The organism is Xanthomonas euvesicatoria pv. euvesicatoria (assembly GCF_020880415.1).
Lineage (GTDB): Bacteria > Pseudomonadota > Gammaproteobacteria > Xanthomonadales > Xanthomonadaceae > Xanthomonas > Xanthomonas euvesicatoria.
The window spans coordinates 1-20,586 of the sequence record NZ_JAJIUJ010000013.1 but is presented as its reverse complement, the minus strand read 5'-3'; the positions used below and the strand labels follow the sequence as shown (position 1 = coordinate 20,586).

General features: G+C 55.9%; 18 protein-coding genes. 4 read left to right on the top strand and 14 right to left on the bottom strand.

Features of this window, described 5'->3' with window-relative positions:
- Positions 1 to 1,087, top strand: a 1,087-nt coding sequence (locus LN450_RS01560) for an MFS transporter (RefSeq protein WP_228885023.1), incomplete at its 5' end; no start/stop codon positions are given.
- 150 nt (positions 1,088 to 1,237) lie between these two features.
- Here the strand turns inward: LN450_RS01560 and LN450_RS01555 are convergent.
- The 9 genes from LN450_RS01555 to LN450_RS01515 form a co-directional block, all read right to left on the bottom strand.
- Positions 1,238 to 1,762 carry a hypothetical protein gene (locus LN450_RS01555; RefSeq protein WP_014089916.1) on the bottom strand — a complete coding sequence of 175 codons (525 nt, stop codon included), beginning with the start codon at positions 1,760 to 1,762 and terminating at the stop codon, positions 1,238 to 1,240.
- 41 nt (positions 1,763 to 1,803) lie between these two features.
- The gene (locus LN450_RS01550; protein ID WP_126952882.1) at positions 1,804 to 2,595 is read right to left on the bottom strand and encodes a hypothetical protein; all 792 of its coding nucleotides are present in this window, start codon (positions 2,593 to 2,595) and stop codon (positions 1,804 to 1,806) included.
- Positions 2,596 to 2,701: 106 nt separating this feature from the next.
- Positions 2,702 to 4,918 (bottom strand): peptidase domain-containing ABC transporter, encoded by a 2,217-nt coding sequence (locus LN450_RS01545; protein WP_014089914.1) that lies wholly within the window; start codon positions 4,916 to 4,918, stop codon positions 2,702 to 2,704.
- Positions 4,915 to 6,213, bottom strand: a complete 1,299-nt coding sequence (locus LN450_RS01540; RefSeq protein ID WP_014089913.1) for an HlyD family secretion protein — start codon at positions 6,211 to 6,213, stop codon at positions 4,915 to 4,917. The genes LN450_RS01545 and LN450_RS01540 overlap by 4 nt, the downstream gene beginning before the upstream one ends.
- 235 nt (positions 6,214 to 6,448) lie before the next feature.
- Positions 6,449 to 9,073: a peptidoglycan-binding protein gene (locus tag LN450_RS01535; RefSeq protein WP_228885022.1), complete on the bottom strand. Its 2,625-nt coding sequence runs from the start codon at positions 9,071 to 9,073 to the stop codon at positions 6,449 to 6,451.
- A gap of 206 nt (positions 9,074 to 9,279) precedes the next feature.
- Positions 9,280 to 10,260: a zeta toxin family protein gene (locus LN450_RS01530; protein WP_080754991.1), complete on the bottom strand. Its 981-nt coding sequence runs from the start codon at positions 10,258 to 10,260 to the stop codon at positions 9,280 to 9,282.
- Entirely contained in the window at positions 10,253 to 10,570 is a 318-nt protein-coding gene (locus tag LN450_RS23220) for a hypothetical protein (RefSeq protein WP_016848996.1), read from the bottom strand. The genes LN450_RS01530 and LN450_RS23220 overlap by 8 nt, the downstream gene beginning before the upstream one ends.
- A gap of 266 nt (positions 10,571 to 10,836) precedes the next feature.
- Entirely contained in the window at positions 10,837 to 12,534 is a 1,698-nt protein-coding gene (locus LN450_RS01520) for a type IV secretory system conjugative DNA transfer family protein (RefSeq protein WP_014089910.1), read from the bottom strand.
- 160 nt (positions 12,535 to 12,694) lie between these two features.
- A complete protein-coding gene (locus LN450_RS01515) occupies positions 12,695 to 13,036 on the bottom strand; it encodes a helix-turn-helix domain-containing protein (RefSeq protein ID WP_016848995.1) in 342 nt (113 codons plus the stop codon).
- A gap of 239 nt (positions 13,037 to 13,275) precedes the next feature.
- On the opposite strand from LN450_RS01515, the gene LN450_RS01510 reads away from it, so the two are divergent.
- A complete protein-coding gene (locus tag LN450_RS01510) occupies positions 13,276 to 13,593 on the top strand; it encodes a hypothetical protein (RefSeq protein WP_016851037.1) in 318 nt (105 codons plus the stop codon).
- Between the two features lie 49 nt (positions 13,594 to 13,642).
- Complete coding sequence (locus tag LN450_RS01505; RefSeq protein WP_016851038.1) at positions 13,643 to 14,035, top strand: hypothetical protein; 393 nt, start codon at positions 13,643 to 13,645, stop codon at positions 14,033 to 14,035.
- 225 nt (positions 14,036 to 14,260) lie between these two features.
- On the opposite strand, the gene LN450_RS01500 is transcribed toward LN450_RS01505, so the two are convergent.
- The 5 genes from LN450_RS01500 to LN450_RS01480 all read right to left on the bottom strand — a co-directional run bounded on the left by LN450_RS01500 (position 14,261) and on the right by LN450_RS01480 (position 18,494).
- Positions 14,261 to 15,151, bottom strand: a complete 891-nt coding sequence (locus LN450_RS01500; RefSeq protein ID WP_078562076.1) for a MobA/MobL family protein — start codon at positions 15,149 to 15,151, stop codon at positions 14,261 to 14,263.
- 568 nt (positions 15,152 to 15,719) lie between these two features.
- Positions 15,720 to 16,196, bottom strand: coding sequence for a hypothetical protein (locus LN450_RS01495; protein WP_124632062.1), 477 nt, complete (start codon positions 16,194 to 16,196; stop codon positions 15,720 to 15,722).
- Positions 16,197 to 16,310: 114 nt separating this feature from the next.
- Positions 16,311 to 16,811, bottom strand: a complete 501-nt coding sequence (locus tag LN450_RS01490; protein WP_014089904.1) for a hypothetical protein — start codon at positions 16,809 to 16,811, stop codon at positions 16,311 to 16,313.
- A gap of 31 nt (positions 16,812 to 16,842) precedes the next feature.
- Positions 16,843 to 17,967 carry a DUF4062 domain-containing protein gene (locus LN450_RS01485; protein WP_016851041.1) on the bottom strand — a complete coding sequence of 375 codons (1,125 nt, stop codon included), beginning with the start codon at positions 17,965 to 17,967 and terminating at the stop codon, positions 16,843 to 16,845.
- A gap of 80 nt (positions 17,968 to 18,047) precedes the next feature.
- The gene (locus LN450_RS01480; protein WP_016851042.1) at positions 18,048 to 18,494 is read right to left on the bottom strand and encodes a hypothetical protein; all 447 of its coding nucleotides are present in this window, start codon (positions 18,492 to 18,494) and stop codon (positions 18,048 to 18,050) included.
- Between the two features lie 733 nt (positions 18,495 to 19,227).
- On the opposite strand from LN450_RS01480, the gene LN450_RS01475 reads away from it, so the two are divergent.
- Positions 19,228 to 20,397: a site-specific integrase gene (locus LN450_RS01475; RefSeq protein ID WP_039417614.1), complete on the top strand. Its 1,170-nt coding sequence runs from the start codon at positions 19,228 to 19,230 to the stop codon at positions 20,395 to 20,397.
- Positions 20,398 to 20,586 lie beyond the last annotated feature (189 nt).

The window sequence follows — 20,586 nt, the reverse complement described above, 5'->3', positions numbered from 1 at the left end:
CCGCCATCTCGACCAACGTCGTGCGCCGGTCGTTAGAAGCACCATGTCGCACCGTCAAGGCTGGATTGTCTTGTCTTCGATCATGGTCGCCATCTCTCTCCTAGGCCTTGTCCTGAGCGTTGTCGCTGGCAGCCTTCCGCTGATTGCACTGAGCTGCATCGCAGCAGCCTTTGGCGGTGCGACCCTGGATGCCTCAGTCGATGCGTTCCGGATCGAACAAGAGGCAGTGCACCAGCAGCCAGCCAAGCTCCTCACTGCCTACCAATTTGGCTACCGCATTGCTCTGCTGTTGAGCGACGGTCTGGTGTTCTTGCTCGCAGCGCGGCTGTCCTGGCAAGTTGCTTATGCAATTCTGCTGCCCCTGATGTTGGTGCCGATCTGCGGAACGCTCTTTCTGCGATCTGCCCCCGATAGCGCTCTCACCCCAGATCGCGCGAGTGCGAAGAAGCAGGGGTCTACGCTGATATCCCTTCGACCCTCCACGCTCCAAGGATGGATCGCGGTCATCGTCTTCATTGGCTGCTATCGCCTACCGGATATTCTTCTGGGTCCCATGATCAATCCTTTCTTCTATGCCCTTGGCATTGGAAAGAGCGTGGTCGGATCCCTGCATATTTGGCTTGGGATCCCAGCGGCCTTCCTCGGAATTTTGGCTGCAGGCACTAGCTTGAAGCGCATGTCTTTGAGCACGACCATTCTTGTTGGCGCAGCTCTCCAAGCCCTTGCCCTCCTCGTTCTTGCATTGCTTTCGTCCAATGAGCGGTCTGCTGAACTGCTTTGGGCTAGCGTTATTTTTCAAAACCTTGCCAGTAGCTATACCGGCATCGCGTTGGTTGCTTACATGTCAAAGCTGGTCACGCTTGGACGCGCAGGAGAGCACTACGCTTGGCTAACCAGCTTCTACTCGATCTTCGGCAGGGTGCTTGCCGGCTTCTCAGGCCTTGCAGTGGCTTATCTCACAACCCACTACGGACAAATCCGGGGCTATGGCATGTTTTTCATTGGCATCTGCTTGACATGCGTGCCTGCCCTCTTTGTCTACTCGCTCATCATTCGCAACACCCTCAGAGCGCGGCCCGAGCCGTAGTGACATCACGCAATCGCCTCCCAAAGCCCATAGCGGCTGCTTATGACTATGTAATGCTTGAACTCATCGTTTCACGCCAAGCCTGTCGGCTTCTTATCTCAGCGCTAGCCAATTAGATAGATGCCTAATTGGCTAGCGCCAGCAAACCTCCTAGTTTCGACTTCTCGTTAGCCCAAGCAAGCACTCACCCTTTGAACTCGCTTTCACATACACAGATGTTTCACCAAGATCGGTTTTGTAAAAGACCTCCTTGCTGGCATCGGCGAGTGGCGCATGGGGATTGGGTGGCAGGACATATGGAGTGAGCGCAAATTTCTGCTTGATCTTAGAAACCTCATAACAACGTCCGGGCGTCAATTCCATATACGCAAAGCTCACTCCTTTGTCGAGCTCAGGTGGAACCCTGAACTCAACAAAGGAGACTCCATACTGATCCTTTGTCTTCAATGCAGCTGAACGAAAAGCAATATTCAAGGACCGACTTGAACTCACTTGCCGAAAATCACTGAACCCGATATCACGGAAAGTTTCATAGTTGATCGGCTTAGCAGGATTATAAAATTTACTAACAACCTCATCCAAATTCAATTGAGAATCCTTATTTTCAGCGTGCACACTCATCGCCGCAGAAAAATTGAGAATTACCAAAAACGCCATTTTTTTCGAAAACATCATGCCAGACACCCTCATAAATTCAGGATCCTCATACTATGTCATCAGCCCCCAGCGGGATTCCTACTGTCCCAATAGTTCCCATAGTATTGCTCATAGGTAATATCATCACTTTTATTATCCGGGGTTCCATTCACATCAATATGCTCGCCATTCCTGAAAGACTCGCCGATTTGCGCTGAAGCGGCATCCCAGCCTATCTGGCCAGCTTTATATGCGTCATATGTGGCGTTGTAAGAAGCTACATTGGCGGGATCTGCGGCAATGTTAAAACCAATACCCTGTGCGGTAAGCTCTCTCTGGACCGCAATGGAGTAGATTGTTGCTTCACCTTCAGTTGCCAAACCCATATTAATGGCCGATGCTCGATCTGTTACAGTATTCCACTCCCCATCAAAAAGTGAATGCCCTAATTCATGCGTTAATTGGGACGCGGTGTCACTCGCGTTGGCATAGGTTTTGATGTAAACCGTTCCGCCGCCCGTAGCAGCATAATCGGTCCGAGAATATGTATCCGTGGTCGCTATTTGAAAACCTTTCGCCTGCGCCAACTGAACAAGTCCTTCTAAGGTCGCTGACTTGTTGACCAAAATATCAACCTCTGCTCCAAGATCCGTGGTCGTATTCTTGTCTAATGGGTTAGGCACTCCACCTCCACCACCTCCCGGAGGCGGTGTCGGGAACTCGATCGGCGGAGAGGGTGGAAGCGACGGTGGCCCCGAAGGTGGCGGGTTAACAACCACTGGCGGCAGCGTAGGCGGCTCGCTTGGATCGACGTCCGCAGCGGCTGCCGCACCTGCGACTAAGAACAGCTCTTCGCTTGTCAATTCTCTCATTACAGCACTCCATCCTGTGAGTAGATTTTTTTTCTGATCGTTTTTTTCATTGAATGCGCCTTGCCGCCTTTTCCCTCGAATTTATTTTGATAAGCGTTACAACCCCTCATTGTTGGCTGGATTTCTCAGCCGTTTCCCCGGCCTCGTCCCGTTCAAATTTGCTAGGCTGCTCTTTGATCAAGGGCCTTAGAGCTCCGCCCACGAAGAGATAGTGCATATCGCACATCCGAGAGATGTTCTTGTCATGCGTCACAATGACTGTGGTCGCGCCGATGCTCTTGATATTCTTCATCAGCTGTATGCCCATCTGCTCATCAATCCCAGTCGTTGGCTCATCCATCAACAACAACTTGGTGCGCCTATAGAAGGCTCTGGCTAAGAAGACCCGTTGTTTTTGACCACCTGACAGCGTATTTCCCAGGTCGCCGACTCTGGTGTTGAAGCCCATTGGCATACGCTGAATATCGTCGTGGATGCATGCCAATTTCGCAGCCTGCACAAGACGCTCTTGATCAATGTGCTCATCGAACATGGAGATATTTTCCGACAGCGTTCCCGACAACAGATTGTCTCCCTGCATGACGATGCTGACCTTGCTCCGGTAGCTCGACTTACCGACTTTCCGCAGATCCTCTCCATTGACTAAGAAGTCCCCGACTTGAAGATCTTCAAGCCCCGCCAGAACGCGGATGAGCGTGGTCTTACCCACGCCTGAGTTCCCGACAATTGCAATCACCTGGCCTGCCGGGGCCCTGAGCTGCAAGGCGCTCATGATCCACTTGTCCGTAGACGAGTAGCGGAAATAGCCGTTGGCAATTGCAATGGTGGGCGCAGCGTCTTCCAGTGCGCCGTTGCCATGCAGAAACGACTCAGGCTCGCTGTGCGTGATGTCTGAAATGCGCTCGGTGTGCAAGCGAAGCAGCCGGAGCTGCATCAAGTAGTCGGCCAGATTGATGCTGCGTTGGCTGAACTGGGTCGCGTAGATCAAAAAGACCGTCAACACCCCGACCGTCATATCCCCACTGAGCACCAGCCGGGTGCCTTCCCAGATCACGAAAATGCGGCACAGGCCTTGGATGAGAAGCTGGACGGAATCGAACCCAATGCGGATACGCTCGGCTCCGATGGTCGCATTGGTGGCTTTCGCGCTGTAGTTCGTGAAGCGCGATGCCCAAAGCGCTGACTTGTTGAACAGCTTGATGGGCTGGATGCTTCGGACCGTTTCGTAGAGCAAGCTTTGCCGGCGTGCATCAATGTTGATCTGATCAAGGTTGGCTTCTTTGAGCTTGGCGTAGTAGGCGTAGCGCGAACCTACATAGGCAATGGTGAAAGCCAACAAGGCGAAGGCAAGCGGCGCGTCGTAGCTCATCAAGAGCAACAACATGAGGAAAGACATCACCCCATCGATGACCGCTTCCATCATCTTCGTCGTGAGTGACTGCTGGATGGAGTAGATCGACTGGAAGCGGCTTGAAATATCCCCGGTGTGCCGCTTTACGAAATACGACTGGGATAGCGACACGAGGTGGCGGAACAAGTTGCTGCTCCACCGTAAGCTAGTGGTCGAAGAGATCCACAGCAAGGTCCACTTCCTGGCAACGGTCAAGACGAGCTGGACCAGGAGCACGATCGAAAAGCCGATAGCCAATGTGGTGACCAGACCATCGTCCTTGACGCTGAGCACCTGATCCATGGTCAGTCTTAGATATTGCGGCGCAATCAGCGCACAGCCTTCCAAGAAGAGCGCCAAGATGCCCACACCCCAGAACGCGGGCACCAGGGACCGAAGCGAGCCTGCCAGATCGCGAAGCGACACTGATGGCACGCTCTTGATCTTCTTGAAGGCCGGACCCGGATGCGCCTCCAACGCAATGCCGCTAAAAAGCTCATCGAACTCATCGAGCTTGATTTTTTTGACGCCCGCTGCGGGATCGCTGATGTGCACGTGCCCTCCCCTCACAGCCGTCAGCACGACAAAGTGCCCGTGGTGTAGGTGGACCATGCAAGGCAACGACAGCTTGGGCAGTTCGTAAAGCTCCAAGCGAAGCGGACGCGTCGTGAGCCCGTTGGCATCAGCGATTTCAATCAGCGAGGCGAGCGTTGCCCCACTGGTTGACACCGTAAAGCGGTTGCGAAGCTCCCCAAGACTCGTTTCATGGCCGTAGTAGGAGAGCAGCATCGCAATGCAGGCCAGGCCGCACTCACTCGACTCCGTCTGACGGATATGCGGCACACGGCGCTTCGAGGAGAACACCAGGCTTGGTTCAGCAGAGCGATCCGGCTCGGCATCGCCATCGGCGGATGGTGTCAAGACGTCCTTCATCGCTTTTCACCCGTTAAGCGCGATCCCATGGTTTGGAAGGGGTCAAACATCCACTCCCAGATCTTGCGGCCCTCCAAGATCAGTTCCGCGTCCACTTCCATCCCCGGCAGGAAGGGCTTCGCTTCTTGGGCAACTCCAATGGTCTGGGAAGGCAAGGCGACTTTGGCGGTGTAAACCGGCTCAGTGGGCGACTGGCGACCATAGCGGCGCTCCAACTCACCGAGGGGACTCGTTTGCGTTGACAGCGATGCGATGCGCCCCTGGATGGCGCCATATTTTGCTTTCGGGAATGCGGCGATGTTGAGCAGCACCTCGGTGCCGACATTCACATGTCCGATGGCCCTGGAAGGAATGAGGATTTCGGCTTCGAACACCGACTCGCTTGGGGTGATGGACGCGATGATCGAGTCGGTGCCAATGCGCTGACCTTGGGATGCATAGATTGCTGCAACAGTGCCGCTCAAGGGTGAAGTGATGGTTTGCAGCCGATCGGACTTGGCTCTGGCCACTTGATCTTCGATCGTGGACTTCTCACGCTCGATCTCACTCGCTTGTCTGCTGGCGGCTGTCTTTATCTCGGTGATTTCACCCAGCAATGCGGCACGCTGATTACGAAGTGTGGACTGCTGCGCGCGGGCATCCTGGATCTCCGCCTCTGCATCCAAGAGAGCATTTTCGTAGGTGAGGTAGGTGTATTTGGACACATACTTCTCAGCAAGCAGCGGCTCAATGGTCTTCAAAAGTTCTTTGTTCTTGGCGTATTTCTTTTCCAAGATTGAGATCTTGCGAGCGACTTCCTGCATCGCGCCGGTCGTTTCTTCGACTTGACGCGTCAGTTCCCGCTCGCGCTGGCCAGAAAAGTCATGCGTCTGCAATTGCTCCTTGGTCAGCTCTTCTGATCGGGTGAGCGCACGCTTGATCGTCTCATCGGACAAAGAGCGACCCGCTTCGTCGGTGATGTCGGCTGACAGCTCCGCAAGCACTTGGCCCTTCTTGACCAAGGCATTGGGCTTCAATGTCGTCGACAGGATGAGGCCAGGCGTTCCACTGCGGATATCCACTCGCCCATGTGTCGAAATGATCTGGCCCGACACGTGCTCCCGCTTGGAGTAGGACGCGGTCAGAACAAACGTGGCCAGCAAGAGGAAAAGCACACAGCCACAGCCAATCCAGATCCGGATGGACGAGGGAAACGCATCTTTTAGGTCGCCGAGTGTGGAAGTTGTCTCCGGCCCCTTCCGCTTGCGAAAGAGCGGTTGTTCTGCGTCATCCGTCTGACCTGACTCGCTATCCATAGCACCTACACTTCGAGATCTACTGCACAACTTGCGTGAGTTGAGGCTACCCGCGCAGACATTAAAATTACATTTGCATTTTGTTGATCTGGCGTTGGCATTGGCGCCAAACCTAAGTTCGCAGGCCCCACGCTATTGCTTTTTCAGCAACCAAGGCTTGCGTCAAGCGAAGGTGCGTTGCGCAAAGCGCAGCCACACATTGCTGGGTCGAAGCATGAATCCTACGCTCAATGCGTCAGCCACCGCCCCCATCACCACCACTGCCCCCATCGCCGCCAGACATCGCCTGCTGCTGAGAGTGGCCAGCAAGCGTCATGACGGGGCCTGTTGGGTTCTTGTCGATTTCTTCGCGCTCGCGCTGGAATTGCACCATCTCCTGCACCCGTTGCTGATCCATTGCCTCTGTCTTCTGCAAGGTCTCATTGATGCCCGGCGATGGCGTGTTGAGCGAGGTTTCCGAATGAAAGCCCGGCGTTTTGCCAAAGACAAAGGCGACATCATCTTGGATGGTCACGTTCCGGAGTTCATCCGCGCGCTCAATCCCTGACTCTTTGACAGCATGCAATACCTCGGCCGTCTTCTCATCGGACGTGCCTTTCGGGAGCTGCGCCTGGATGGCAGAGAACAACGCGTAATCCCGATGATCAGAGGGAAACGCCTGCTGAGCGGCATCTTGGAGGGGCCTTGCTTGCTCAACCCGATCCTCATCGTGTTCGTGTGCGTTAGAGCGGGCAGTTGTCCCACCAAAACCTGGCGACGACGCATAGGCAGCGGGTTGGCGCTCCGGCAATACGATCTGCGCCGGCACTTCGCTTTGCGTTGGAATTGCCGGCGACGGCGCTCGCACCGCCTCTTGCTGCTCTGCCTGCAATGGAACAGCCGATGGCGCATCGTTCTGTGGCGTGCCTGCTCGGGCTTGCTGCTCACTGCCCTGCTCCACCGCCGCATTCGCCGATGTCGGCGCTGTGGGTTTCGAGGCATCTCGGCGCGCGTGTTGTGCCTGGGACAACGCCGCATCCAGGTCTTGGCCGGCAACGCCTGTTGCCGGCAACCCATGGTCTTGCTGGAACTGCCTCACGGCATGTTCGGTCTCTGGACCATAGTGCCCGTCTTGCGGCACGGCCTGGCCGTTCGGACCCCGGGCATCTACTTGCTGCAAGCGATACTGCAAGAACTCGACCTCCTGCCCTCGGTCGCCAAGGCGCAGCCCTTCCACCTCACTTGATGCCAGCGGCTGCGTCGGCACAGTGGCCTGAGTAGACACTTGATCGGGAACGGTCGAAGCGGATGATGCCGATCCAACGCCCGGCGCAGACACGCTTGCCGTTGGAACCGATGCCTCCGCCTTAGGCTGGACTGCGCCGGCTGTCGGGGTTGCGGCAACCTCAGGTGTTCGGATTTCGTGGGGTTCGCGTTGCGGGACAGGCTCGGGCTTCGGTTCGGCGGGCTTAGCGACCGGGCGCGGCTCTTCCTGCGCCTGCACATTGAGGGATGCAGGCATCACGACCGGAACAGGCGTTGCCGTCTCCACAACGGCAGGCGCGTCGGGTGTGCGTGCAACGTCTTGATCCCGCTGCGCGTCAATGGCTGCCTGAGGCGCTTGGGTTTCATCCACACGCGGAGCGGTGGCGGTCGTTGCTGCAAAGCTCGCAGCTTGTTGTGCTTCTTGCGTGGAGACACCTTGCCGATTGGCTTCGCGCAATGCTTGCTCGTAGGCATCGCGCTCTTGGGGCGATTGCGCATCAATGCGCAGGTCTGGTGCACCGGCCGAAGGCGGCTGCTCCTGCCGAAGTGACTGCACCTCGCCGAGTGCCTGATGGATGTCGGCGGTGCTGGTGGTTGCCGCAACGCGCACAGCACCATCGGCGTCACGGCTCAGATGCTGGATGGGGCTGTCCACCGAATATTGACCGGTCGCATCACGCTCCAACGCCAAAGAGCTGGTCGCGGCATCAATCCCGTTTGCCTCACGGGTTTTTTGCACCGCAAGCTGGATCGCGCCTGCAGTCTGGGCATTGGGCGCAACGCCATAGGCGGCATAGGTCGCTTCGGTATTGGCCTGGTATTGCTGCTGTGGCGTTGGCGTTTGCCTTGCAGGCATCTGTGCCAACGCCTGCGCGTGCTGCTCCAATGCCGGTTGCAAGCGTTCGCGCGTTGCGTTGAGTTCCAACGGGACATTGCCTTCGGCAGCAACGCCGTCATGGCGCCACTGACCTTGCGTATCGCGCTGATACTGCTTGCCGTCCGAGGCTTGCAACGAGTCCGGGTTCAAGGCTGTTTGCACGGCCGCTGGCACGGGGCCGAAGTCCCCCCAACCATTGCGCTGATACGCAGCTTGATAGGTTGCTGCAATCGCAGCCGGACCTCGGGCGATGTTGGCGTCAACCACCTGGGCTGCTTGCTGGTCCAACGCGGCATTGCGCTCAGGGCTTGCTGGATCCACCGTCCAGATGGGCCGATCGTTCCGATCGACTTCGTCGGCGACCATCCGAGACCACTGGCCACTTGCCGGATCATGCCGCCAATCCCGTGCGTAAAGATGCGCAGCATCTGCCTCACTGGATGGCTGCACATAGGGATTACTGGGCTGCACCTTGCCCAGTGCCTGTTCGGTCGCTTCGCCACTGGCGTGATAGTTCAGCTCACGCGCTTTTTCGGGCAGCGCGAACATGGCCTGCTTCTGCGGCGCATCCACGCCATCGTCTTGCAAGTCGGCTTTTTCTTGGCGAAGCCACTGGCTGCCGTTGAACTCCCAGCTCACGCCCTGCTTATCGGTCTGTGTGTAGATCTGGCGGTTGTCCCACAAGGTCGCGGCCTTGTCGGCAGCGGCACTGAACAGATAACCATCGGCAACTACCAACGCGACAGGGCCTGCACCGGTTGTGCCAACAACGGCAGCGGCAGCGGCGCCTCCCGCCCAGCCGCCCGCGCCTCGGGCAGCAAAGTGCAACGCTTCTGAGCGTGCAGCGGTGAGGTTGTCTTGTGCCAACAGCGTGCCCACACGCTCTCCGGCCTGCGACGCATCGTAGGCGGTAGCGGCAACACCCAAACCCGCAAGCCCTGCTGTCATCCCGGCGCGACGCAAGCCTGGGATTTCAGGTTCCGGCACAGGCACGCGTGCAGGTGGAGCACCTGGCCGCCAAGTTCGTCGATGGTGGCAATGCCTTCCATGCGACTAGCAACCACATCGCTCACCCGGAGCTTGGCATGCTCCTCAAGCAGTTTTGCTTGGACATCAGGATCAGATTTCGGGATCTCTTGGACATGGTCCGGCAAGTCACGGTGCCAATCGACTTGCTTTTGCCAGGCTTCCCGAAGATGCTCGGTGAAAGCGGGATCTTTAAGCCGTGCGTTGCGTGCTTCTTCCAACGCTTGACCAGGCATGCGTGCATCAGCGCGACTGTCGTAAAGCTCGATGCCCTCACGATTGAAGATGCGGATCGGCACGTTGCTGTTCGCATGGATGGTATCCAAACTGACAGGCAGCTTTCCGTAGATTGCATCACGCGCGCCCTCAGGCACATGGCGACCGTAGCCTTGCCTGTCGGTGTTGGCCGTAAAACGCTCATCGACACCATGCTCACTCTCCAACTTAGGAGAGGCAACAGCACGCACCTCGACCTCATAGCCCTGCTCTTGCAGACCTTTGATCAACGTCTCCGACGCCCATTTTCCATCACTCAATGTGGTGTCGAAAATAAGGTTCTTTTTCTCCGCAGTCGCTGCTACGCGTAGCTCATCGGCCCAAGAGCTTGCGTCCTTGTGGGTTCGACCAGACCATTCATAAGGATTTTCGCGTCGAAAGTCAGCAACGCGCGGATGGTGGCGGCGCAACTCATCCGGATCGATTGTGACGGCATTTTGATCAAGCTCGGCCTTCGCCTGGGCTACCAGACCGCCCTTACCAGCACCAGGCTGACCGCCCAAAATGATTGCTTTCGGCTGCTGCTGGGCTGTTGAATTGATGAAATCTTGAGCGGTTAGTATTTGCTCGCGTAGGATCTGCTCATGGAGCCCCTTTGGTAGCACATCGGTTTCATCAGCCATGACGATGACTCGAACTTGGGAACCCAAAATAGTCCATCAAGTTCTGCTCCTTCCATGCGCCCTTAGAGGCGCTATGAAGCATAAGCAGATGCGTCGACTTCGCCAGTGCGATTGCTTCTTGGTCGCCCGTTTGCTCCGCGATCCGTAGCTTTTCGCGTGATTCGTCAACGAAAGTATCGAGACAGCCCTCGATTGCCCAGATCGCAAACTCCAAGGGAGGGGTAATCGGCGATGGCTTATCGACCGACTCCTGAAGCGCGTTTTCTAACCGCGCAATGTGATCGGGGTAATCCTTGAAGCTTTCGCGCAACCCTTGTGGCACTGGTGGTCGTGCGCCGATGGAATCAGGGGAAGAATCGTTGGTCTGAGTCATAAAAGCATCCTGATTGAGGCGTTGCATTGGACGTGGAAGATTGGGCTTGCGCTTAGGCGTTGCCACGGACACGCCTGGTTGCAGTGGCCCCAACTGCTGTACAGTGCGTGCATTGATCAATGCCAGATCACGCAGCAGCTGTTGACTGTGACTGCCATCAGCCTTCAATCGACTTTGAGGCTTATTGGAAGGTGTGCTATCACTCATGCGGGGACCATCTGTAAGGCTTCAATCTTCACTTTCGGCAATAAGCGCTTGGTGAAGTAGGTATCTTCGTAATACTTGATCTTCTCGCAGAGCACCGGACTTGGAATGCCTTCATAGAGAAGGACTTCCTTGTCAAAGCCCATCGCTTTCAACTCCTGCGGCAGCATCAATGCACGGCGCTGCTCGGTCTCGGAGTAGGACACACTGCTTTGCTTGCCACTGCTGTGCGACTTGTTCTTCCTGCGCACTGTGGTGTAGCCGAGCATGTCGGAGTAGTCATTGGCGTCTTGCTGCTCGCGGGGGGCGTAGACGATTTGCAACGCATGGTTGGTGATGATGGTGCGCGAGACATCCTTGCCATATGTTGCGTCCAGCTGCGCCATGCTCTGGATGATGGGCAGTAGGCGGATGTTGTAGCCGGCCATGTAGCTCACCGCGCTTGCAATGATGTCGACCCGGCCGATGGACGTGAATTCGTCCATCAGCAGCAAGCACTGGTGTTTGAGCGCCGGATTGTTTTGCGGCAACTCTTTCGTGTTGAGGTTGATGAGCTGACTAAACAGCAGATTGATCAGCAAGCGGCTTTCCGCCAGCTTGTTCGGCTGGATGCCGATGTAGATGCTCATCTTCTTCTTGCGCACATCGGTCAGCAAGAAATCGTTGCCGCTGGTGGCCGCATCCAGGATCGGATTGATGAACTGGTTGAGCGGCTCTTTGAACGTGCCCATGATCGAGGCGAAGGTCTCTTCGGCTTGCGAGAGCAAATTGTCGAAGGCCATCTTGGCATCGCGACCCAAGAAGTCGCGCTGCGAGAGCTTTTTGAGATAGCCCTTCAAGTCGCTCCCGTCTCCAGACGACACGCGATAGAGCATCCCAAGGGTTGGGAACATCCAGGTGTCTTTCGGGTGCTTGCGCTTGATCTGATCGTCCAAGCTATCGAACAAATAGAGCGTAAACGCCATGAAAGCATTGCGGGCCTGGCTCACCCAGAACTTCTGGGCATCCGACCCATCTGGGTAGAGCATGGCCGCGACACTCATCAGGTCCGAGACGCGAAACGCCGGATCGGGCGAGATGTAGCTCAGGGGGTTCCAGCGGTGAGTGCGCCCGTCTTCGGCAAAGGGGTTGAACAAAAAGACCTCTTGGCCTTGGCTCTTGCGCCAGCCGGAAGTCAGATCGAAGTTTTCTTGCTTGATGTCCAGGACCACCACCGAGCCTTGGTAGTCGAGCAGGTTGGGAATGACGATGCCCACGCCCTTACCGGAACGCGTGGGTGCGGCCAGGATCACAAACTGCTGGCCGGGCAAGCGCACCAACTTGCCGCCATGCTTGCCAACCACGATGCCGGTTGGCGACGGTTTGAGCATGTCCTTCTTGGCCAGATCACTGCCTGAGGCAAAGCGCGCGTCGCCATGCAATGCGGCCGCCTTAGGCTTGAACAGCGGGATCAGCAGCGCGATCCAGGCCACAAGCGGCACGCCGAAGCCGATGGCGCCAGCGAGCTTGATCTTGGTCGCATAGGGGGCGAACTGGGGGAGGTCGAGCGCTTTCACGTAAGACCAGTAGGTGCCGACGCTGAGCGGCCCAGCCAACTTCAACAGCATCAAGATCAACTGACCGGAAAGGTAGACCCCTGCAATGAGGGCTAGGAGCAAGAGCGAGATGGCGACACTGAGCTTGATCTTGCCGGTCATGAAGTGCTGCCTTCCATCGTTGATCCCTGGCTTGTTTGAAAACGACCGTCCGCTCGCAAGATTACAGGATCACACAGCCCGCTTAGATCGGATGCGCATTGGCATCTGTGTAGGAATTGTCTGACGGGAAGCGTGCCAAGACATCAGCGGGACCTTGGCACTATGGGCTAGGCGCACCGCTGCGCTGGGCTTTGAGCTGCAATTCGGCGACGACCTTTCGCTGCTCCTCGACCGAGAGCTTGGCAAGCGCTTGGATGGCGTCTGCGACCTCATCGGTCTCGGCGAAGAAGGCAGCCAGTGGCATGCCGAGGGCGTCGGCCAAGCGCTTGGCGGTGCGTAGATCGCACTCGTTCACGCCCTTCTCGTAGCGATTGATGCGCGTCCTGGCCACCTCAGGAGCCAGTCCAGCGGCAACCCCCAAAGCTTCCTGGGTCAGCTCGGCCTTCTGGCGCGCGTGACGGAGGCGGTTGGCGAAGATGAGACGAGCGTCGTCCAGATCCAAAATGTGACCACAAGCATGCAATGTGATGAATGAGCATGAGGTCTCCGACTTGCCTTGTCTGTTACTTTATCAGTAACATGGTTCCGCCCGCCAATCAACTGCGACTACCAAGCACCAACACCGGTCATTCCTGGGCTGTGTGCGGAGGCGTGCAGCCATTGAGCATGTCGGCCAATCAAGCGTCCCGAACCTGCCGGTCTGGTGGATTTCTAGCACCCTTCCCTTTCCCTCTTTTGGAGATGCACATGTCAAAGCTTTGCTTGGCCCTGGTTGGCCTGATGTCAATCTGTTTGGCCAGCTGCTCTTCCGGTGGCCCCTCGCAGTCTGAGCGGGAGCATGCCTTCCTGCTGTTCGTTCAAGACAACAGCAATGAAGAGGCGCGCATCAAAGATTTCCAGAGCAATCAGTGCAAAAAGGCGGAAGGCGCGCCCAGCTACACCTGTGACGTAACGGCCAAGGTCAGAGCCATGGGTCGCGACTTTGGCAATCAGATGGACGGGGTTTATTCGTTCACCAAGATGGGCGGCACTTGGAAGATCACCGGTCGCGTCCAGTAGCCATCCGTTTGCAATCAACGATGGTCCCATTCTGTTCTCAGGAGTTCACATGACCGTTGGCACGTTTCTCATCTTGCTTGTCCTGGGCACAGCGGTGCTGGTCGCCTTCGTCGTCAATCGTGCTGACCGATTGCGCAACCAGCGGGAGGTCTTTGAGCGGGAGTTTGATCGCTCGTATTTTTGGCGACAAGGAGCTTTGGCGATCTCGATTGAACGGTCGCGGTTGAAGATTCGTGTCGGCAGGGCAGTGAAGATCTACCCGTTGATGGATGTTCGCTCTTGGGAGAAGCACTGGCACAACTCAAGGCGGGAAGGAACGATCACGGTCAGCGTTCGAGATGTGAATCATCCAGTCTGGACGATCAAGTTCGGCAGCGAGCGCGAGATGAACCAGTGGTATGAGATCTTGAATCAGGCGATCAATGAGGGCGAGAAGCTCTGACCGCTCGTTTTTCGAGCAGCTAGGGTCGGCTTGACGAAGATCCGCTTTATGATACGAATCAAGTGAATCAGTCACTTGGATCCTTCGTCATGCCTTCTTCCGTCAGTCAGCAAACCTTACCTTTGGACCACCAAGAGCATCAACTGCGCCAAGCCCATGTTGAAGGCTGGATCGCCCAACAGCATGCGGCTGGCTTTGGTATTGATCAGCACATGGCCGATGCGCTCAACGACTATCTTGAGGGCCGTGTGGATCTCCCTGGGCTGCTGACCGAGCTTCGTCGTCCCTACTTGAACTGAGTCTGCCAACGGATGCCGGCATGATAGGCATCTTCGCCAGCGAAGTCTCATCAGCAGAAGTGTCCATGCCTGGTCCTGGGCGCTCGCGCTGGGCCTGTTCCGCCGTGTGGCCATCCGGCACGCCCAACAGCCGCCCCTCTTGGCGATAGCGGGACAGAAGCTGCTCAAAGCTTGCTTGTCCTTGGACAAAGATCCCGTTGCCTCGCATCGCTTCCAAGCGTTCCGTCAAGGACCGATGCTCAAACGATTTGCCCATGCCAGCCTGTTCAAGGTGCCCCTTGATGCGCTCAGCGATCATGGCGCGGATCCACTCGACTTCCTCCTTGCCATTCATTCGCCCGTCTAGCACACGCGTCTTTGTCGTCAGCCCCGAGGCTTCCATGCGCCTGGTTGTCGCAAGAAGATGGCAGTAGAAGTAGCGAAGATCATCTTTGGTCGGGCGATGGTGACTCGCTTGCAACGCAAAGCCAAAGCGCTCGATCAGGCGATGTGCGATATCAAGCACCAACTCCCAGCGCTTGGGGTCATCGAGTTCGTGCGGCAGCGCAACCGCGAAGTCGCGGCATACAGTGCTGTTGCAACGTCGCTCCGCCGCTTCTGCAGCGGCCCAAAGTGCTTGCGGGTCATCCGCCCATGCCGGTGAACCAGCTGGTGCCAGGCAACGCGATTGGATGATGCCTGCCCTGCCCCGGTAGTCGTGGCGAGCACCGGAGGTGGGATCAGTGAGCAAGTAGCCGCCGCGATAGGCAGCTGCTGCGATTGCAGAATGCCCTTTCGCTCGGCTGTAAGTTTTGATTCGGGTGTGATAGATGGCCATGTGTGTTTCCTGAGTCAGAGTTCATCAGTTCTGACTCAAGATTTGCCAGGGCTCAAGAGCGTAAGACGGCTATTTTCGAGGGTTCTACTTTGCCTGTTATGGAATCAGGCCAGACTTCGATCGACCTCAAAAATCTGCCCCAGGCTCACGAAAGGCCGAGATGGATGACAAAGCCCAGCTCTCCACTTCACAAACCGTCTTGTAGCTCAATACGGCATTTCGACCAAGAACTGCCCTCTCATACCGGATGCGAACTTGTTATTGGCGACCTATCCATCCGGCAAGCAGCAGATCAGGGCCATATCAATTGACAAAAACAACCACTGCGTGCGGCAAATTTTTGCACTTAAACTGCATCCTTGACAAAAAAGTAAAAAACCTTATGAAGTAAATTAACCCGAGAAAATTAACATGCCTGAGAAATCTTCAAAACCCGAGAGCTATTCACTAGCCATTACAGCCATTTGCCTTTTCTTCTTTTTACTTGGCATTGCATGGGGAATCGCTTGCTCACTACTGGTTCTTCTTTAACCATATCGAACTTCGATGCCATTTGGAAAAGCATCCATCACTGAATTAAAGAAATAATCCACATCACAAAGCCAACGAGCGCACCAAGGAGCGACCAAAACCGCGCATTTGTTTTGGGAACGACTCCAACGGCAGCAAAAAAGAATATTACAGACAGAAAAACTAGGTTCATCGGCGAAAAGGGGCCAGTAACCGGCAAATTTTTAACTATAAACGCTACTACAGCGGCAAACATAATCGTTCCAAATGCCGCTGTCGCTGACAACCAAGCAGGGATTCGGTCAAGAACACGATCAAGCCTCGCCTCTTCTCGATTTATTGCGGCGAGCATCCTGCCGATGACCGATCTTTCCTGAGCAGGAACCACCGGAGTTGCTTCAGGCACTGGCTCTTTAACTTGCACCGAGATATTAGATCTCGTTGCACCCCGCGAATTTTCCTTTGATAGCAATGCGCGCGAAAGCAATACGACCGCAGCACCAGCAAGAAGAATTTTTGGCCAATTTTTTATCAATTTAATTTAACTCCGCAATGGAGGTTCTCGTGGCTGCGGGAAAACACAATCAGATCATCATGCCTCATGGATCTCCCAACGACACAAATCTATGATCGCCTACAATTGGTGGGATCAGCGAGGAGTTCGATCGACTTCGAAAAGACGTCCCAAGCTGACGAAAGGCCGAGATGGATGGAAGATCTCAGCGCTCCATTTAGCAAAGCGCTTGACGGCACCACGGGGATAGTCACTACGGGGTTGTCCATCCATGCCAAAGGCAATCTTGTCGCCGTCTCCCCATTGGCTGGGTATTTGACCAACCACCACCGGCCCATGTGGCGTAAGTGATAGTGATGCGGTATCCACCACGTCATGTGCTGGGCGAGCTACCTCTTTCACTGATGCGAACCATCCGAACGGCTCAGCCATAGTCAGACATCGAGTCATGCCCTCTCCTACCTTGAAGAGCGAACCTGCGCGCTCGCCTTGGAGCATCAAGAAAGCGAGAACAGGCTCGCCTTCTTCCTGCTGATTGTTGACCAACATTGCCCAACTCTCTCGGAACAGAAATATACTGCCAGGTGATAGGTCATTGGGAAGCCGATCTGCAAAAGCTTGTGCGGGAATGCTCATCGATTTCTCCCGGTTGACGTCATGTTGGGCGTCAGTTGATCCAGCGGCGGCGCAAGAGCACGACCAGATCTTCTACGATGCGCTGCGCGTCCATGGACAGCGCCTGCCTGACTTGATGTGGTGGCGAAAGAAGCATGGGCTCTTGGTGCTCACCCTGTCGCCAAGGCACTTGCATGCTGTTCGGGCTGGCGTCGTGCTCAGCGCGAGTCCTCCAAGCGCCGGCGCGTTCTCCAATTAATCGCACTGCCGGCACCACGTGGGTAAGCCGTTCGGTAGGGTCAATCTGACCCAGAAGCCAAGCGGCATAGGCGATCGCCGCTTCAAGCTTCTCTGCGACGCTTTCTTCCAAGACCACCGATAGCCCCACGTCGCGCTCGGGAGGTGGCACGGGCAAGCTCAGGAGCACATCCCCATTCGGCCAGAGCCGGATCGACGCACCTTCGCGGCGTGGACCTTCTTGGGCCAAGAGCAACGCGTCTCCCTCTAAGCGCGACTGCATCCCCAAGCCACGATCAAAAATAGAGGGTTTTCCGAAGAGCGCATGCTGTTGCATGGCCTCCAGAAGGGGCTGGGATTCCATCTCGGCGGGGCGAAGCACTGTTGTGTCCGGTCCAGCTGCAACAGCAAGCTGCAAGACCGTGCCACTTTGCTGATAGCCACGCTCGATCCGTGGGAAGAGCGTCAGTGCACAATCGCTCAATCCTGTGGGATCGAGGGGCGCCACGGCCTGCGTCAGCTGGAACCGATGGATGGCGCGAGTTGCCTTTTGCCCCAGGTCATCCGCTGAGACAAAGCCATCCCAGAGCTGACCACCTTGCCACTTGCCAACCTCCTTAATCAGTTCGGCTTGATCCAGTTCCGCTTCCACGCCGGACTGCACGAACATCAGAAGTGGCTTGCGGCTCCGGGCCTCACGCACCTCTTCGTGCGTTGCTGAAACGCCTCCTGCCTGCTTGGTCCCGTAGCGCGGTCCAAGAACGAGAATGACAAGATCCGCATCGCGCACGCCACTTAGACATGCGACTTGGGGAGAGCTGGCTCGGGCGCCGAAATCCTCCGCCATGATGGCTTGATGACCGAGAAGCTCGATGGCGTGCTTGACTGCCGCCCGTTCCGCCTCCATTCCGGTGATAAGCGAACTAATGAAGATTTTCATGTATCACCCATGTTGAACGGTGGGATGACGCTAACCTTTTCGTGGCGAAAGTCAGGTGACCATCATTCCTTCAAGCAGGGCTATGGACTCTTCCGCTGCCGGCGGAGTTCAAGTCGCTTTTCAGCTCGGGCGATGCGCTCCTGTTGACGCTTGATGTAGGCATCGCCCTTTCGCACGCGGACCATCATGCCTGCCGGGAACACAACGCAAAAATAGATTACCAGACCAACGCACCACAGTCCTGGCGTGAGTAGCTTCATGCCACCGTCCATGAAGGCCAGCGGCAGCAGCATCAGCCCAATAGCCAATGCGCCGAAACAGTAAATGCCCTGAAGCAATAGGAAATGCGTGATGTGGACAGGGTCAGCCCTGAGCAACTCAACCTTTCTCAGTTCAGCTCGGTTTATCATCAAGCCAATTTTTTCATCCCAAAAGCTAAGCTTATCGAACGCCCACTTCGCAACAATGAGAACAACGGCTGCAACCAGACTACCGACCACGTCAGACACATCGAAAGGCATACCCATTTGCCAAGCTCCATTGGTAAGTCATCAAGAGAACCAACGCATAGCCTTGCAGATCCCGAAGCCCCTAAGCTCCGGTCTCCAGGCCCTATCTCAGACTACTTATGTCTCAAAAGCTGAGACTAACGTTTAGGATTTTGCCAAGTCCAAAAAGCAGTGAAATCGGATTGCCTAACTGCCTTCTTAAGAAATATTAGATTAGGCAAGGCCACCTCATTTATATTGCGTTCATTTTATTTGCGTGAGATATCTCTCGCTTTCCGCCCTTTTGTTACGTTTAAACACTACACGCGCATTGATGGTTTCAAGCTCATTTATACAGCCACAATCATTGACGCATATAGTTTCTCGATAAAATCCCTTATCGAATTCAAACTGAAAATTGAGGTGTTTGAACAGCAATCATCGAGACCACCTTAGGCAATCATCGGCACGAAATTTCTGTCCTATTTTTTCATTGACAGAAAATTCCCTCCCCTTATCAAACGTCTACCTTCTCAAAATTGGATCGTAGATGCACTTCAAACACTCTCAACTTCATCATTATTTGCAACACCCAAAAGGCCAGTTATTTATCCGAAGCATTCGCATCGGCAAAGTCGAATTCAATGACATGGTCGTTCAAGACCGAGCCGGCGCGCTTCACCTTCAAGATCTGGTCCAAGCGACTTACGACCACCATGAAAAGCTCCGCCGGCTTCGCCGATCCGGAACTCGCTATCCCGAACCTCTGCCCCTGGCCACACCAGCGCGGTTGCTCTCCGAGGAGGTCGATGACTTTCTGAAAGACAAGGAACGGCAGAACCTTCGCACCGCCACAATTGATGCTTATCGTCGCACGCTTGCCATCTTGCAACGTGTGAGTGGCAACACCTCCGTTGCTCGCATCGAGCACACGCATATCTACCAGATGTGGGATCTGCTGCGTTGGGCGCCCGAAGACTTCATGACCAACCCCAAGCACCAGGGATTGAGCGTCGAAGCCTTGATCGCCAAGGGCCAACGTCAAGGACGCCCACAGCCGGCCAACGCAACACTCGAACTCCATCGGCGATTCCTCGCGTCCTTCTTCAACACCTTGGTCAAGGCGCGTGCCATCCCGCATTCGCCCTTGGATGCGTTCAAGCCTGCTAGGGAAGAGCTACTGGTTGATCAGGATGAGCCCGAGCGGCTGCTCTCACCAGAGGAAATCCAGAAGATCTTCAACCCCGAGACCTTCCTGCCCTGGGCCAAGAAGTATCCGCACCGTTGGTGGTGTCCGCTCATTGCGCTTTACACAGGCGCAAGGATCAACGAGATCGCGCAGCTCAAAGCCAACGACGTCGTCCAAGATCAAGGCGTGTGGTGCTTCTCGATCCAGAAGACGGTGGACGAGGACCTGGCGCAAAGCGCTGGCAAGCGCAGCCGGCAAAGCCTGAAAGGCAAGAGCGCGATCCGGAAGGTCCCCATTCACCCAAGCCTCATCCAGGCCGGCTTTCTCGACTTCCTGGCCGACATCAAGGCAAGTGGCCACAAGCGCCTCTTCCCTAACCTGTCGGCTGGCACTTGCCGCAAGACCGGTGAGCCTAACGGGCGCTACAGCCAGGGCTTCGTCAACCAATTTGCGGCCTACTTGAAGGGCTTAGGCTTTGGCAAAGGCATTGGATCGCATGCGTTCCGGCACACCCTTGCCACAGAGTTGGATGCAAAGGGCGTGCGCGTGGAGCACATTGCGCTGATCACGGGTCACGCGCTCAACAAGAAGGCTCCCGTTCTGCAGGACAACTATGTCCACAAATCGGTTGGGAACACTCGGAAGATCCAAGTCGAAGCGCTTGGCCACTATCAGCCGTCCGTGACGCTGCCGAGCTACGTGCGCGGGCAATTTAAGGAGCGGCTGAGGAAGGAGGCGAGAATGTATCCCTAAGACGAGCCATGTTTGCTACCAACGCCATGCCGCACAGATGCGGCATGGCTTGAGAACTTGTTCAGTGTAGGGGGTGCGTCACCGCATCATCAGGGTTTCCACGATCAATTCCCAAATCGGGCTAAATCCTAAGAGGAAGCGTGCCGGCTCAGCCTTCTGGCCAAATGCCTACGGGCACTCTGGACTCGT

Excerpts from the sequence above, each read along its gene's own strand:
- LN450_RS01555 (WP_014089916.1), bottom strand. The coding sequence starts at position 1,762 with ATGATGTTTTCGAAAAAAATGGCGTTTTTGGTAATTCTCAATTTTTCT.
- LN450_RS01550 (WP_126952882.1), bottom strand. The coding sequence starts at position 2,595 with ATGAGAGAATTGACAAGCGAAGAGCTGTTCTTAGTCGCAGGTGCGGCA.
- LN450_RS01545 (WP_014089914.1), bottom strand. The coding sequence starts at position 4,918 with ATGAAGGACGTCTTGACACCATCCGCCGATGGCGATGCCGAGCCGGAT.
- LN450_RS01540 (WP_014089913.1), bottom strand. The coding sequence starts at position 6,213 with ATGGATAGCGAGTCAGGTCAGACGGATGACGCAGAACAACCGCTCTTT.
- LN450_RS01530 (WP_080754991.1), bottom strand. The coding sequence starts at position 10,260 with ATGGCTGATGAAACCGATGTGCTACCAAAGGGGCTCCATGAGCAGATC.
- LN450_RS01520 (WP_014089910.1), bottom strand. The coding sequence starts at position 12,534 with ATGACCGGCAAGATCAAGCTCAGTGTCGCCATCTCGCTCTTGCTCCTA.
- LN450_RS01510 (WP_016851037.1), top strand. The coding sequence starts at position 13,276 with ATGCACATGTCAAAGCTTTGCTTGGCCCTGGTTGGCCTGATGTCAATC.
- LN450_RS01505 (WP_016851038.1), top strand. The coding sequence starts at position 13,643 with ATGACCGTTGGCACGTTTCTCATCTTGCTTGTCCTGGGCACAGCGGTG.
- LN450_RS01500 (WP_078562076.1), bottom strand. The coding sequence starts at position 15,151 with ATGGCCATCTATCACACCCGAATCAAAACTTACAGCCGAGCGAAAGGG.
- LN450_RS01490 (WP_014089904.1), bottom strand. The coding sequence starts at position 16,811 with ATGAGCATTCCCGCACAAGCTTTTGCAGATCGGCTTCCCAATGACCTA.
- LN450_RS01485 (WP_016851041.1), bottom strand. The coding sequence starts at position 17,967 with ATGAAAATCTTCATTAGTTCGCTTATCACCGGAATGGAGGCGGAACGG.
- LN450_RS01480 (WP_016851042.1), bottom strand. The coding sequence starts at position 18,494 with ATGGGTATGCCTTTCGATGTGTCTGACGTGGTCGGTAGTCTGGTTGCA.